This window comes from Methylobacterium sp. 142-1Y (genome assembly GCF_057747795.1).
Genome location: NZ_CM173224.1, coordinates 4,363,268 through 4,376,792 on the forward strand (window position 1 = coordinate 4,363,268; position 13,525 = coordinate 4,376,792).

A 13,525-nucleotide genomic window follows, 5' to 3' on the forward strand; every position below is an offset into this window, starting at 1 on the left:
CGGAACGGGAGGCGGCATCCGGCGCTTTTAGGCCTGGCTGACATCGTGTGCGGGAGAGGGGCGGATGCGGAAGGCGGCGAGGCTCGGGGCAGCTCTGCTGGTGATGGGGTTGTCCGGCGCGGCCGGCGCCGCGGAGGCTCCCCTGACCCTGGAGGCGATCAACCAGGCGCAGTTCGGCGCCGGTGCGCCGGACAAGGATCAGGAGAAGAAAGCCGGCAAGAAGGAGACGGCGAAGGCTGCCGAGAAAGGCGCCGACCCGCTGACGGTGCGGGTGCAGGTGCTGCTCGACAGGGCCGGCTTCTCCCCCGGCGCCATCGACGGGCGCGACGGCGACAATCTGCGTGGCGCGCTCGCCGGCTTCGCCAAGGCCAAGGGCCAGTCCTTCTCCGGACGCCTCGACGAGGCCCTGTGGCAGGCCCTGTCCGGCACCAGCCAGGATCCGGCGGTGACCGAGTATACGCTGACCGAGCAGGACGTCGCCGGCCCGTTCGTGGAGGAGATCCCGCCGAAGATGGAGGAGCAGGCCGATCTGAAGGCGTTGTCCTACACCTCGCCGGCCGAGATGCTGGCCGAGCGTTTCCACATGAGCAAGGACTTCCTCGAGGCCCTCAACCCCGGCAAGCCGCTGACCAAGGCCGGGACGGTGATCACGGTCGCGGCCGTGCCGCCGATGGAGACAGGGCGCATCCCCGGCAAGGAATTGCCCGAGACGCCGAAGGTCACCCGCATCGCGGTCGACAAGGGCGCGCTCCAGGTCCGGGCCTATGGCGAGGACGGGGCGCTGATCCACCTCTACCCGGCCTCGATCGGCAGCGAGGAGAAGCCGGCGCCGAGCGGCGTCCTCAAGGTCGAGGGGGTCGCCTTCGACCCGACCTATACCTACAACCCGAAATACGCATTCCAAGGCGTCGAGGCGAAGCGCAAGTTCACCATCAAGCCCGGCCCGAACAACCCGGTCGGCCTGGTCTGGATCGACCTGTCGGGTAACGACGGCTACGGCATCCACGGCACGCCCGAGCCCGAGAAGGTCGGCAAGACCGAATCGCATGGCTGCGTCCGGCTCACCAACTGGGACGCGCGGGATCTCGCGAAGCACGTCGAGCGGGGCGCGAAGGTGGATTTCGGGAAGTAGGTGGGCTTTATCAATCTAACGCCCGCGTCGACCATACGCGACCACATGAGGCTTTGCGGAAGCGGGAGCGACGGCTGCCGCGCGTGGACCCTACCCCCTCTGCGGGGGAGGATGGACCCTGCGTCAGCAGGGGCCGGGAGAGGGTCAGCGCGACGGTGATCCAGATGGTGCCCGTCAGCACGGCCGCGACCTCTCCGGAAACGGCGTCCCCTCTCCCGGCCTGCTCCGCAGAGGGGGGGAGGGTTCGTGCGCGGCAACCGTCGCTCCCGCACGGCGCAACGTGTTGTCCTGTGCTCCCATCATTCCTGGCTCCGCCGCGCGGCCTCGTAATTACGAAGTAGGCTCCAGACAGTCGACGCGGAGTCCATCATCCAAAACAAAAACGCCGTGTCTGCGAGCGGATTCGGCTCGCAGACACGGCGTTGTGCGTGAGGTGGGTGAAAGAGCCCGATCAGGCCCCCTCGACCTCCCCGCCATCCCCCTCGACGTCGACTTCCGCCTCGCCCTCGCCCTCGATGTGCTCGACCGACACGACCTTCTCGGTCTTGTCGGTGTTGAACACCGTGACGCCCTGCGAGGCGCGGCCGACGACGCGGATGTCGTCGACGGGCACGCGGATCAGCTTGCCGGCATCGGTGACCAGCATGATCTGGTCGCTGGTCTCGACCGGGAAGGAGGCGACGAGGCTGCCGTTGCGGGCATTGACCTCCATCGCCTTGATGCCCTTCCCCCCGCGGCCGGAGGTCCGGTACTCGAAGGACGAGGTGCGCTTGCCGTAGCCGCGCTCCGACAGGGTGAGGACGAACTGCTCCGCCGCCCCCATGGCGATGTAGCGGTCCTGCTCCAGGTCGATCGAGGCCGCGGCCTCCTCGGCCTCGGGCTCCGGAGCCGCCGGCAGCTCGATCGCCTCGCCGGTGGCGCGGCGATCGGCATTGGCGCGTTTCATGTAGGCCTGGCGCTCCTCGGGCGAAGCCTCGAAGTGGCGCAGGATCGTCATCGAGATGACCCGGTCGTCCTTGGCGAGGTTGATGCCGCGCACGCCGGTGGAATCTCTTCCCTTGAACACCCGCACGTCGGTGACCGGGAAGCGGATGCACTGGCCCGCGCCGGTGGTCAGCAGCACGTCGTCGGCTTCGGTGCAGATCTCGACATGGACGATGTGGTCGCCCTCGTCGAGCTTCATGGCGATCTTGCCGTTGCGGTTGACCTGCACGAAGTCGGACAGCTTGTTGCGCCGCACGCTGCCGCTGGCGGTCGCGAACATCACGTCGAGCGTTTCCCAGGACGCCTCGTCCTCGGGTAGCGGCATGATGGTGGTGATGCGCTCCTTGCCCTGGTCGAGGGGCAGGATGTTGACGAGCGCCTTACCGCGCGCGTTCGGCGCCGCGAGCGGCAGCCGCCACACCTTCTCCTTGTAGGCTTGGCCCTGCGAGGAGAAGAACAGCACCGGCGTGTGGGTGTTGGCGACGAAGAGGCGGGTGACGAAATCCTCGTCGCGCATCGACATGCCGGCCCGACCCTTGCCGCCGCGGCGCTGGGCCCGGTAGGTCGAGAGCGGGACGCGCTTGATGTAGCCGGCATGCGACACGGTCACGACCATGTCCTCGCGCTGGATCAGGTCCTCGTCCTCGACGCTGGAATCCCAGTCGAGGATCTCGGTCCTGCGCGGGGTGGCGTATTCGGCCCGGACTTCCGCCAGCTCGTGCTTGACGATGCCCATGATGCGGGCGCGCGAGCGCAGGATGTCGAGGTAATCGGCGATCTCGTCGGCCAGCCGCTTCAGCTCGTCGCCGATCTCGTCGCGGCCGAGCGCGGTCAGGCGCTGCAGCCGCAGGTCGAGGATGGCGCGGGCCTGGGTCTCGGACAGGCGGTAGGTGCCGTCCTCGCGCAGGCGATGGCGCGGATCGTCGACCAGTGCGATCAGCGGCGCGATGTCCTCGGCCGGCCAGTCGCGGGACATCAGGGCCTCGCGGGCCGAGTTCGGATCCGGCGAGGTGCGGATCAGCCGGATCACCTCGTCGATATTGGCGACCGCGATGGCGAGACCGCACAAGACGTGCGCCCGCTCGCGCGCCTTGTTCAAGAGGAACTTGGTGCGGCGGGAGACGACCTCCTCGCGGAAGTCGATGAAGGCCTGGATCAGGTCCTTGAGGTTCAGAAGCTCGGGCCGGCCGCCGTTGAGCGCCACCATGTTGCAGCCGAAGCTCGTCTGCAAAGGCGTGTAGCGGTAGAGCTGGTTCAGAACCACGTCGGCGACGGCGTCGCGCTTCAGCTCGACCACGATGCGCATGCCGTCACGGTCGGATTCGTCGCGGAGATCCGCGATGCCTTCGACGCGCTTCTCGCGCACCAGATCGGCGATCTTCTCGACCAGCGAGGCCTTGTTCACCTGATACGGGATCTCGGTGAAGATCAGGGCCTCGCGCTCCTTGCGCAGTTCCTCGATGTGGGACTTCGCCCGCATGATGACCGAGCCGCGGCCGGTCATGTAGGCCGAGCGGGTGCCCGAGCGCCCGAGGATCGAGCCGCCGGTCGGGAAGTCCGGGCCCGGGATGATGTCGTTCAGGCCCTCAATGGTGATCGCCGGATCGTCGATCAGCGCGATGCAGCCGTCGATCACCTCGCCCAGGTTGTGCGGCGGGATGTTGGTCGCCATGCCGACCGCGATGCCGCCGGCGCCGTTGACGAGGAGGTTGGGGAAGCGGGCGGGCAGGACCGCCGGCTCGTCCTTCGACTCGTCGTAGTTCGGGTTGAAGTCGACGGTGTCCTTGTCGATGTCCTCGAGGAGGGCCATCGAGGGCTTCGCCAGGCGCGATTCGGTGTAGCGCATCGCGGCCGGCGGATCGCCGTCGACCGAGCCGAAATTGCCCTGGCCGTCGACCAGCATCAGCCGCATGGCGAAATCCTGCGCCATGCGGACGAGGGCGTCGTAGATCGACTGGTCGCCGTGCGGGTGATACTGACCCATCACGTCGCCGACGATGCGCGCCGACTTCACGTACTTGCGGTCCGGCAGGTAGCCGTTCTCGTACATGGAGTACAGGATGCGGCGATGCACCGGCTTCAGGCCGTCGCGCGCATCCGGCAGGGCCCGGCTGACGATCACGCTCATCGCGTAGGCCAGGTAGGACTGGCGCATCTCGTCGGTGATCGAGACGGGCTTGATGTCGGTCGCGGGCGGGGGGGCGCCGGTCGGGTCGTTCTCTGCCAAGGTCTGTCTCTCGTCGCGGCCCGCGCGGGCTCACACTCTCTTGCCGGACGGCTTAGCCGATTTGCGCCACCGGCACCAGTGTGAAGCGCGGAAGGCGAAGCAAATCAGCATCTTAGATGGGTGTTCCGGGGATGTTCCACAAGCCCGCCGGACTCCTGTGGACGAGTGTCCCGCGAAGTCGTTAGAGATTGGCAAAGGATGCGGGCTTCGCCAATCGCGCCCGCTGCGGGAGGCCGCCGATGGACGTCGTGATCTACCATAACCCGGCCTGCGGCACGTCGCGCAACGTGCTGGCGATGATCCGCCATGCCGGCATCGAGCCGCACGTCGTCGAGTACCTGAAGACCCCGCCGACGCGTGAGCTCCTGCGCCGGCTCCTCGACCGGGCCGGCCTGACTTTGCGCGAGGTGCTGCGCAAGAAGGGGACTCCTTACGCCGAGCTCGGCCTCGACGATCCGGCCCTCACCGACGACCAGCTCCTCGACGCGATCGCGGCCCATCCGGTCCTGCTCGAACGTCCGCTCGTCGTGAGCCCGCGCGGCGTGCGCCTGTGCCGTCCCTCCGAGCAGGTGCTGGACCTGCTGCCGCCGCCGCAGGGCGAGTTCTTCAAGGAGGATGGCGAGCGCGTCATCGACGAGCACGGGCGCCGGGTCGCCACGGCCTGATGATCCCGCTGATCCCGCACCGGCGGTGGCCGGTCATCTCAGCCCTCGGCATCGTGCAGATCTTCGCCTGGGGCTGCAGCTACTACCTGCTGACGGTGCTCGGGCCGTCGATTGCGGCGGAGACCGGCTGGGGACTGCCCTGGATCTTCGGCAGCCTCACCGCCGGGATGCTGGTGGCGGGCGCCGTCGCGCCGACCGCCGGCCGGATGATCGGCCGTCACGGCGGGCGCCCGGTGCTGGCCGTCTCGACCGGGCTGCTCGCGGTCGGGCTCGCCCTGCTGGCGCTGGCGCCGAACCTGCCGGTCTTCGGCCTCGCCTGGCTGGTGATCGGCGCCGGAATGGGGTCGGGGCTCTACGACGCCGCCTTCGCGACCCTCGGGCGGCTCTACGGCGCCGATGCGCGGCCGGCGATCACCGCGCTCACCCTGTGGGGCGGCTTCTCCAGCACCCTGTGCTGGCCGCTCTCGGCCTTCCTGCTCGCCCATCTCGGCTGGCGCGGCACCTGCCTGACCTATGCGGCGCTCGAACTCGGCCTGTGCCTGCCGCTGATCCTGCGGCTGGTCCCGCCGGCCGCGCCGCGGCCCCAGGCCAGGGGCGGCCGGTCCGAGGCGGTGTCGCTCGATGCGGCCGAGCGTCCGGTCTTCCTGGTCCTCGCGGCTCTCGTGACCTGCACCGGCATCGCCACCTCGATCTTTTCCGTCCACCTGCTGACCCTGTTGCAGGATCGCGGTCTATCGCTGGCGGCGGCCGTGTCGCTCGGCACCCTGATCGGCCCGTCGCAGGTCGGGGCGCGGCTCCTGGAAGTCGCCAATCGCAGCCGGCATCATCCGATCAGGACGCTCACCGCCGCGGTGGTGCTGATGGCGTTCGGGCTCGTGCTGCTGTGGGCCGGTTTCCTGGCTCCCGTCGTCGTGCTGATGATCTTCGGTGCCGGCAACGGGCTCTACTCGATCGGCCGCGGCACCCTGCCGCTCGCCCTGTTCGGCCCCGAGCGCTACGCGGCGCTGCTCGGACGCCTGGCGAAGCCGAACCTCGCCGCCCAGGCCCTCGCGCCCTCCGCGGGCGCCTACCTGATCGCCCATGCGGGTGCGGACGCGACGCTCCTGGCGCTGGCGATCCTCGGGATGATCGACCTCGCCCTCGTCGTCCTCCTGTGGCGGGTCCGCCGCCGCGGCGGAATGCCGGTCCGGATCGTCGACGAAAAGCCCCTCCCGCAGGGCGGAAGGGGCTGAGGCCGGCTGCGGCGCGCGTCCGACAAGCTTTTTTAGTGCGTGGTGATGTTCTCGCCCGCCGCAGCGGCGCGGCGGCGACGCGGCGCCGGCTTCGCCACGGCCTCGGCGACCTCGGCCACCGTCTTCGCGGCGGCGCTCTTGGTGGCCGGCTTGCGGGCTGCCGGCTTGCGCACGGGCTTGGCAGCGACCGTCTCCACCGGCGCTTCGATCACGGTCGGACGCGCCTGCTCGGCGAGTTCCTGCTCGGCCATGCGCCAGTAATGCTCGTCGCGGCCCGGCGCGCGGCCGTCCCGCTCCCACAGGGCATAGGCCCGCTCACGGATGCTCGTCTGGAAGTGATCCATCCCGATCTCCTCGATGTTCATGTGAGCGAACCATCGCGGGTCGTGGTTAAGGAACACCTAACGAAAAAATCGACGGAAACAGGCAAAGCGCGGGCGTCCCTTCTGCCACACCGGAGAGGGGAGAACCTGTGCCTCTGCTTTTCGTCGATCCGCTTCGTGCCGAAGCGGGGCCGGCAGACCGAGGAGAGACGGGCAGCGGGCCGGGGCATCCCGCTCGCGCAGGAGAGTCCAGCCCGCCGGTGACGCCGTCCGAGCGGGAGCGGCAAGAACGGCGTGACGGCCGCGACCCTGGACTCAGCCTCCGGGCCCGTCGTCGACCCAGGTCCACCCCGCGGCAGAGTCCCGGCCCCATGCCATGTAACAATGTTGCATTCTCTCTCGTGCGAGCCTAGGTGAGGCGCATCGTCGAGCCGGGAGTTTTTCGCGATGGGCAGGCTGGGGATCGGGATGCTGCTGGTGGCTTTGGGCCTGGCATGGACTGCGCCGGCGCGGGCGCAAGAGCCCGTCCGGCAAGAGCCCCTCCGGCAAGAGCCCCTCCGGCAAGAGCCCGTCCGGGTGGTGGCGACCTTCTCGATCCTCGGCGACCTCGTGCGGCAGGTCGGAGGCGACCGGGTCGCCGTCTCGACCCTGGTCGGGCCGAACGGCGACGCGCACAGCTTCGTGCCGGCCCCGGCCGACGCGCAGGCGGTGGCGGCTTCGCGCCTCGTCGTCGTCAACGGCCTCGGCTTCGAGGGCTGGATCGACCGGCTGATCAAGGCCTCCGGCACCAAGGCCAAGGTCGTCGTCGCCTCGAAGGGCATCGTCCCGATCGAGGAGGCGGATGACGGCCACGGTCACGACCACGCCGTCGATCCGCATGCCTGGCAGAACGTCGCCAACACCAAGACCTACGTCGCCAATATCCGCGACGGCCTGGCGAGCGTCGATCCCGAGGGCAAGGCGGCCTACCAGGCCAATGCGACCGCCTATCTGGCGAAGCTCGACGCCCTCGACGGGGAGGTGCGCACGGCGCTCGCCGGCATCCCGGAGGCGCGCCGGCGCATCGTCACCACCCATGACGCCTTCGGGTATTTCGCGCGTGCCTACGGCATGCGGTTCCTCGCGCCGCAGGGCGTGTCGAGCCAGAGCGAGGCCACCGCCCGCGACGTCGCGGCGATCGTCCGGCAGGTCCGCCGCGACAAGATCCCGGCGGTCTTCCTCGAGAACGTCTCGGATCCGCGACTGATGCAGCAGATCGCCCGCGAGAGCGGCGCCAAGGCCGGAGGCCGGGTCTTCTCCGACGCCCTGTCCGAGCCCAACGGGCCGGCCCCGACCTATCTCGAGATGATGCACCACAACGTGAAGGAGTTCGCGGCGGCGCTCAGCGGTTGAGGCGGCGCCTCACCGCAGGTCGAGGGTCAGGCTTCGGAACCGCTTGCCGTCCTTCGACTCCTCGCACGGCTTGCCGTCGGAGCCGAGCGCCTCGCCGTCGTCGCTCAGCACCTGGACCCGGTCGCCGGCCGGGGAGACCACCAGCGCCTCGGGCTGGAAGTCGGGGATCGTCGCAAAGGCCGCCGCGGCGCCCTCGACCCGGACGGGTTTGTCGGCCGGCTTGCCCGACCAGCGGTAGAGGTCGAACGGCTCGCCGCCGCCGCCCGCGCCGCCCGCGAGGATCAGGTAGGCCTTGGTCTCCGGCACGATGGCGAGGTCGCGGATGCCGCGGCCCTTCAGGTCGAGGGCGACCGGCGTGCCGAGGCGCGGGGCGGCGCCACTGATCGCCTCGGCCGGGTTCTCCAGCGGGACCAGCAGAGCGTTCGCGTCGGTGTCGAGCGGGTTGCGCAGGCCGAGCCAGAGCGACGTGCCGTCCGGGCGCGGCGCCATCCCCTCGATGTTGAAGCCCTTGCGCTTGGGATCGAGATCGTCCCGGGCCGGCACGTCGAGGCCGATCCGCGACGCGAACAGGGGCGACAGGGCGGCGAAGGCCGGCAGCAGGCCTTTGACCGCGTGGCCCCTCTGTACGAGGCTGGGCACGCCGCCCGATTCCGTGACCGTGAAGGCCGCGAGGCGGCCGCGGCCCGGGCTCTGCTTTCCGCCATGCCGGCGGCTGTGCGAGCCGAGCAGGTAGAGGTCGGGCCCGAGCCAGGTCGCGGATTCGAGGTCGGCCTTGCGGTCGTCCGGGGAGAGGGCGAGCGCGCCCGCAATATCGGCGCCGCCGAGCGGCAGCGCGCCGCCGCCGGCACCGGCCCGGTAGAGACCCACCACCGTTGATCCGTCATCGACCACCAGGAACCGGTCACTGATGCTGCCGCGCGGATAGGCGACCGCGCCGGAGGCCTCGCAGATCCCGCGATGCTCCAGCAGCGGGCCGATCGTCACCGGCTCGGCGGAGGCGACGGAGGCGGTGAGGGAGGAGGCCAGGATCGCGAGGAGCGGCAGGGGGCGGGGCATTCGGGCACCTCTCAAGGCCGGTTCGACGAGCGAGGCGTAACCCAGTGGTCCTTTCGATCTCCCACCCGCGACCTCATCCTGAGGTGCGACCGAAGGGAGCCTCGAAGGAGGGCTCCAGATGCCACTGCGATCCCTGGAGCCCTCCTTCGAGGTCAGCCCATCTTCGATGGGCCAACACCTCAGGATGAGGTCGTAGGTCTGGATTTTTTTGAAAACAGAAAGAGCCCGCCTCACCCCCCGGTCATCGGCGGGAAGAACGCCACCTCGCTCGCCCCGGCGAGCGGCGTCTCGGGCTTGGCGTGGACCCGGTCGATTGCGGCGCGGACCACGCCCTCGGTCTCGAAGGCGTAGGCGTATTCCTCGCCCCGGCCCTTGAGCCAGGCGACGAGGTCGGCGACCGTGGCTAACTCCGGCGGCAGATCGAGGGTTTCCTCCGGGCGGCCGATCCGCTCGCGGACCCAGGCGAAATAGACGAGCTTCATGGGAAAACCGCTCATCTCTCGTCGTCGATGACGTGGCGGATGCCGGAGCGCATATAGTCGTAGCCGGTATAGAGCGTCAGCGCCGCGGCGAGCCACAGCAGCACGAGGCCCACCGTGCCGTTGCCGGGCAGCACCCGCTCGCCGGCCGGGCCGGCGATCAGCACGCCGAGGGCCACGAGCTGCACCGCGGTCTTCCACTTGGCGACCCGGCTCACCGGCACGCCGACCTTGAGCTCGGCCAGGTACTCGCGCAGGCCCGAGACCAGGATCTCGCGGCACAGGATCACGATCGCGGCCCACAGCGACCATCCGCGGATCGTCCCGTCGGCACAGAGCATCAGGAGGCTCGCGGCGACCAGCAGCTTGTCGGCGATCGGATCGAGCATCCGCCCGAGTGCCGAACTCTGGGAATAGGTGCGGGCGACGTAGCCGTCGAGATAGTCGGTGATCGCGGCCGCGACGAAGACCGCGACGGCGATCCAGCGGGCGGTGTCGTCCTGGGGCCAGAACAGCAGCGCGACCACCACCGGGACCGCGACCAGGCGGCCGTAGGTCAGGAGGTTGGCGAGGTTCAGAGCCGTCGAGCGGCGTCGGGGCACGGCCACATTCATCGCCATCGGTGAAACCACGCGGGGGGAGGGGGCGTCAACAGAGCTGGGCTCCGACTCAAGGCTCACGCATCGCCTCCAACTCACGCATCCGCATGAAAAAAGTCGTAGACGGCGCGGGCCGTCGCGGCGTTCACCCCCGGCGTCCTGGCGAGATCCTCGAGCGCGGCGCGCTGGATCGCCTTCACCGTCCCGAAATGGTGCAGGAGTGCGCGCTTGCGCGTCGGCCCGATGCCGGGAATCTCGTCGAGGGGGTTCTTCACCATCTCGCGCTTGCGCTTGGCCCGGTGCGCCCCGATGGCGAAGCGGTGGGCCTCGTCGCGCAGCCGCTGGACGAAGTAGAGCGTCGGGTCCCGCGGCGGCAGCCGGAACGGCGCCTGGCCGGGCACGAAGAAGGTCTCGCGCCCGGCATCGCGGTCGCGCCCCTTGGCGATGCCGACCAGCGGCACGTCGGTCACCCCGACCTCGTCGAGGGCCTTGCGCGCCGCCTCGAGCTGGCCGCGGCCGCCATCGACCAGCACGAGATCGGGCCAGGCCGGGAAGGCGTCCGAATCGGCCGGATCGGGCGCGGTTTCCGGCTCCGCGGCCCCGCCCGCGGCGGCGGCGCGATCGGCCTCGGCCCGGTTGCGCGGATGCTCCTTCACCAGCCGGCTGAAGCGCCGTTGCAGCACCTCGCGCATCATGCCGTAATCGTCGCCGGGCTTCACCGCCTCGGACTTGATGGTGAAGGTCCGGTAGTGCGTCTTCATGAAGCCGGTGGGACCGGCGACGATCATCGCCCCGACGGCGTTCGTCCCCATGATGTGCGAGTTGTCGTAGACCTCGATGCGCCGCGGCGCCGACGCGAGGTTGAACGACGTGCCTAAAGCCGCCAGCAGCTTGCCCTGCGAGGCGGTGTCGGCGAGGCGCCGGGCCAACGCCTCGCGGGCGTTGCGGGCGGCATACTCGACGAGGTTCTTGCGCTCGGCGCGCTTCGGGCAATGGATCTCGACCCGGTTCTCGCTCTTCGTCGACAGGGCGGCGGCCAGAAGCTCCGCATCCTCGATCTCGTGCGAGATCAGAACCAGCCGGGGCGCCGGCTTGTCGTCGTAGAACTGGGCCACGAACGAGGCCAGCACCTCGGCCGGGCTCATGCTGCGGTCGGCCTTCGGGAAGTAGGCCCGGTTGCCCCAGTTCTGCCAGTTGCGGAAGAAGAACACCTCGATGCAGAACTGGCCGGCCTGCTCGTCGAGGGCGAAGACGTCGGCCTCCTCGATGCCTTGCGTGTTCACGCCCTGCACGCCCTGGATGGCGGCGAGCGCGGCGATGCGGTCGCGGTAGCGCGCCGCCTTCTCGAACTCCCAGGCCTCGGCGGCGGCCTGCATCTCGGCGGCCATCCGCTCCTTGATCGCGTTGGACTTGCCCGAGAGAAAGCCCCGCGCCTCGGCCGCCAGCCCGGCATAATCCTCGACCGAGATCTCCTTGGTGCAGGGGCCCGAGCAGCGCTTGATCTGGTAGAGCAGGCACGGCCGCGTGCGATTCTCGAAGTAGCTGTCCGAGCAGGAGCGCAAGAGAAAGGCGCGCTGAAGCGCGTTGACCGTGCGGTTCACCGCCCACACGCTGGCGAAGGGGCCGTAATAATGCCCGGCCCGGCGCCGGGCGCCGCGATGCTTGACGAGCTGGGGCGCGTCGGAATCGGCGGTCAGCAGGATGTAGGGCAGGGACTTGTCGTCCCGCATCAGCACGTTGAAGCGGGGCTTCAACTGCTTGATGAGGTTGGCTTCCAGCAGCAGCGCCTCGGTCTCGGTCGCCGTGGTGACGAACTCCATCGAGGCCGTCTCGGCGATCATCCGGGCGATGCGGTTGGTATGCGCCTGGCCCCGCGCATAGGAGCCGACCCGGTTCTTCAGGTTCTTGGCCTTGCCGACGTAGAGCACGTCGCCCTTGGCGTCGAACATCCGGTAGACGCCCGGCGAGGTCGGGAGCGTGGTCCAGAACCGGCGGATCACCGCCGTGCCGGCCTGGATCGCGCCCGCGCCGGCATCGAGGTCGAAGTCGATCTCGGGCGAGGCGTCGAGGGCGTCCACCGCCTCGTCGTCGTCCTCGATCGTGTCGAGGGCGTCGGGCGGCACGTCGTTCCCAGGCTGTCGGCTCATGCTGGCGATGTAGGCGGCCTGACCCCCGCTGGAAAGACCGTGCCTGGGCGCTAAAAGGCCATCCTTGGAAGAAGTCCCTTGCCCGCGCCGAGGATCCGCCGCTTGACCCCGCTCGCCGCATGACGCTCCGCGCCTGCCGGACGCCCCGACCCCGCCCGCTCCGGCACGACCTGCCGGCCGTGCGGGTGATCGAGAACGTCCTCTACCTGCCGCACAGCGACGCGCGGGGCCAGCCCTCGGCCTTGTTCGATGCCGCGCGCCGCTTCGTGCCCGAAAGCGTGGATCTCCGCGGCACCGGCACCACGCCGTCCTGGCAGCGCACCGACTGGCCGGAGGAATGGGCGGCCGGCCTGCCCGCGAGCGTGCCCGAGGCGCCGGAGGAGACCTACCTGTTCCTCGGCGGTGCCCATCTGCATTACGGGCATTTCCTGGTCACCACCCTGCCGCGGTTCTGGCCGCTCCTGCGGGCGCGGTCGCGAGCGCCGATCCTGTGCTACGCCCCGACGCAAGAAAGCCTCTGGCAGCCTTACCGCTTCGCCATCGACATCCTGATGCGGCTCGGTCTCACGGTGCGCGACATCCACGCCTTCGACGCGCCGATGCGGCTGCGCCGCGCCATCGTGCCGGCCCCTTCCTTCCAGGAAGAGGCCTTCGCCCACACGGTGTTTCGCGACCTGTGCCTGGCGATCGGGGCCGGCTGCTACGCCCCGGAGGAGGTCGATGCCGAGGACCGGCCGGCCTACCTCGCCAAGACGCGGCTTGCGGGCGGGGTGCGCCGGTTCACCAACGAGGCGGCGGTGACCGAGATCCTGGCGCGGGAGGGCGTCGAGATCCTGCACCCGGAGGCCATGAGCTTCTCGGATCAGGTCCGGCTGTTCGCGCGGCGGCGCGTGGTCGCCGGCTCCCTCGGCTCGGCCCTGCACACCGCGCTCTTCGCCCCGCCCGGCCGCCGGGTGGTGGCGCTGAGCCCCGGGCCGGCGATCAACCCGACCTTCCTGCTCGTCGACGCCCTGTGCGGCAATGCGGTGTCCTACCTCCACCAGCCGGGCACGGCGGAGACGGGGCCCGGCCACTCCTTCGGAAGCCAGCAGGCGCTGGCCGACCCGAGGACGGTCGCCGAGGGCCTGTTGCGGCGCATGGAGCGGAGGGCGGCCGCGCCGGCCTTGGGCCAGGGGGTATTGTCGGCGGCGTGGGGGCGGCTTGGGCGGATGGTCGGGCGTGGACCCGTCTAGATTCCACGCATCTTCCCGCCCATGACCTCAGAGTCCGTTTGATCTGGCCAACCGCAT

11 protein-coding genes are annotated in these 13,525 nt (G+C 69.8%); 5 read left to right on the forward strand and 6 right to left on the reverse strand.

The annotated features are described in order from the left end of the window. Window positions 1–64: 64 nt before the first annotated feature. Window positions 65–1,132, forward strand: a complete 1,068-nt coding sequence (locus AC3AOF_RS19935) for a L,D-transpeptidase family protein (protein ID WP_488346285.1) — start codon at window positions 65–67, stop codon at window positions 1,130–1,132. A gap of 451 nt (window positions 1,133–1,583) precedes the next feature. On the opposite strand, the gene gyrA is transcribed toward AC3AOF_RS19935, so the two are convergent. Further along, window positions 1,584–4,343, reverse strand: a complete 2,760-nt coding sequence (gene gyrA, locus AC3AOF_RS19940) for a DNA gyrase subunit A (RefSeq protein ID WP_488346286.1) — start codon at window positions 4,341–4,343, stop codon at window positions 1,584–1,586. Window positions 4,344–4,582: 239 nt separating this feature from the next. On the opposite strand from gyrA, the gene arsC reads away from it, so the two are divergent. Together arsC and AC3AOF_RS19950 are read left to right on the forward strand one after the other, a co-directional pair. Then, on the forward strand, window positions 4,583–5,008 hold the full coding sequence (arsC, locus tag AC3AOF_RS19945; RefSeq protein ID WP_236989228.1) for an arsenate reductase (glutaredoxin): 426 nt from the start codon (window positions 4,583–4,585) through the stop codon (window positions 5,006–5,008). Next, window positions 5,008–6,240 carry an MFS transporter gene (locus AC3AOF_RS19950; protein WP_488346287.1) on the forward strand — a complete coding sequence of 411 codons (1,233 nt, stop codon included), beginning with the start codon at window positions 5,008–5,010 and terminating at the stop codon, window positions 6,238–6,240. The genes arsC and AC3AOF_RS19950 overlap by 1 nt, the downstream gene beginning before the upstream one ends. Window positions 6,241–6,272: 32 nt before the next feature. Here the strand turns inward: AC3AOF_RS19950 and AC3AOF_RS19955 are convergent, their stop codons facing one another. Beyond that, window positions 6,273–6,584 (reverse strand): DUF2934 domain-containing protein, encoded by a 312-nt coding sequence (locus AC3AOF_RS19955; RefSeq protein ID WP_272913260.1) that lies wholly within the window; start codon window positions 6,582–6,584, stop codon window positions 6,273–6,275. Window positions 6,585–7,010: 426 nt separating this feature from the next. Between AC3AOF_RS19955 and AC3AOF_RS19960 the strand changes: the two genes are divergently transcribed. Further along, the gene (locus AC3AOF_RS19960; RefSeq protein WP_236989226.1) at window positions 7,011–7,955 is read left to right on the forward strand and encodes a metal ABC transporter substrate-binding protein; all 945 of its coding nucleotides are present in this window, start codon (window positions 7,011–7,013) and stop codon (window positions 7,953–7,955) included. Between the two features lie 9 nt (window positions 7,956–7,964). Here the strand turns inward: AC3AOF_RS19960 and AC3AOF_RS19965 are convergent, their stop codons facing one another. From AC3AOF_RS19965 to uvrC, 4 genes are all read right to left on the reverse strand, one after another. After that, window positions 7,965–9,011: a DUF3616 domain-containing protein gene (locus AC3AOF_RS19965; protein WP_488346288.1), complete on the reverse strand. Its 1,047-nt coding sequence runs from the start codon at window positions 9,009–9,011 to the stop codon at window positions 7,965–7,967. Window positions 9,012–9,241: 230 nt separating this feature from the next. Beyond that, the gene (gene moaD, locus AC3AOF_RS19970) at window positions 9,242–9,493 is read right to left on the reverse strand and encodes a molybdopterin converting factor subunit 1 (RefSeq protein ID WP_488349021.1); all 252 of its coding nucleotides are present in this window, start codon (window positions 9,491–9,493) and stop codon (window positions 9,242–9,244) included. 11 nt (window positions 9,494–9,504) lie between these two features. Continuing rightward, window positions 9,505–10,104 (reverse strand): CDP-diacylglycerol--glycerol-3-phosphate 3-phosphatidyltransferase, encoded by a 600-nt coding sequence (gene pgsA / locus AC3AOF_RS19975; protein WP_236992732.1) that lies wholly within the window; start codon window positions 10,102–10,104, stop codon window positions 9,505–9,507. Window positions 10,105–10,184: 80 nt separating this feature from the next. Then, complete coding sequence (gene uvrC / locus AC3AOF_RS19980) at window positions 10,185–12,236, reverse strand: excinuclease ABC subunit UvrC (RefSeq protein ID WP_488346289.1); 2,052 nt, start codon at window positions 12,234–12,236, stop codon at window positions 10,185–10,187. Between the two features lie 119 nt (window positions 12,237–12,355). On the opposite strand from uvrC, the gene AC3AOF_RS19985 reads away from it, so the two are divergent. Beyond that, on the forward strand, window positions 12,356–13,468 hold the full coding sequence (locus AC3AOF_RS19985; RefSeq protein ID WP_488346290.1) for a glycosyltransferase family 61 protein: 1,113 nt from the start codon (window positions 12,356–12,358) through the stop codon (window positions 13,466–13,468). Window positions 13,469–13,525 lie beyond the last annotated feature (57 nt).

Coding starts and splice junctions, on each gene's coding strand:
- AC3AOF_RS19935 (WP_488346285.1), top strand. CDS start 65: ATGCGGAAGGCGGCGAGGCTCGGGGCAGCTCTGCTGGTGATGGGGTTG.
- arsC (WP_236989228.1), top strand. CDS start 4,583: ATGGACGTCGTGATCTACCATAACCCGGCCTGCGGCACGTCGCGCAAC.
- AC3AOF_RS19950 (WP_488346287.1), top strand. CDS start 5,008: ATGATCCCGCTGATCCCGCACCGGCGGTGGCCGGTCATCTCAGCCCTC.
- AC3AOF_RS19955 (WP_272913260.1), bottom strand. CDS start 6,584: ATGGATCACTTCCAGACGAGCATCCGTGAGCGGGCCTATGCCCTGTGG.
- AC3AOF_RS19960 (WP_236989226.1), top strand. CDS start 7,011: ATGGGCAGGCTGGGGATCGGGATGCTGCTGGTGGCTTTGGGCCTGGCA.
- AC3AOF_RS19965 (WP_488346288.1), bottom strand. CDS start 9,011: ATGCCCCGCCCCCTGCCGCTCCTCGCGATCCTGGCCTCCTCCCTCACC.
- moaD (WP_488349021.1), bottom strand. CDS start 9,493: ATGAAGCTCGTCTATTTCGCCTGGGTCCGCGAGCGGATCGGCCGCCCG.
- pgsA (WP_236992732.1), bottom strand. CDS start 10,104: ATGAATGTGGCCGTGCCCCGACGCCGCTCGACGGCTCTGAACCTCGCC.
- uvrC (WP_488346289.1), bottom strand. CDS start 12,236: ATGAGCCGACAGCCTGGGAACGACGTGCCGCCCGACGCCCTCGACACG.
- AC3AOF_RS19985 (WP_488346290.1), top strand. CDS start 12,356: ATGACGCTCCGCGCCTGCCGGACGCCCCGACCCCGCCCGCTCCGGCAC.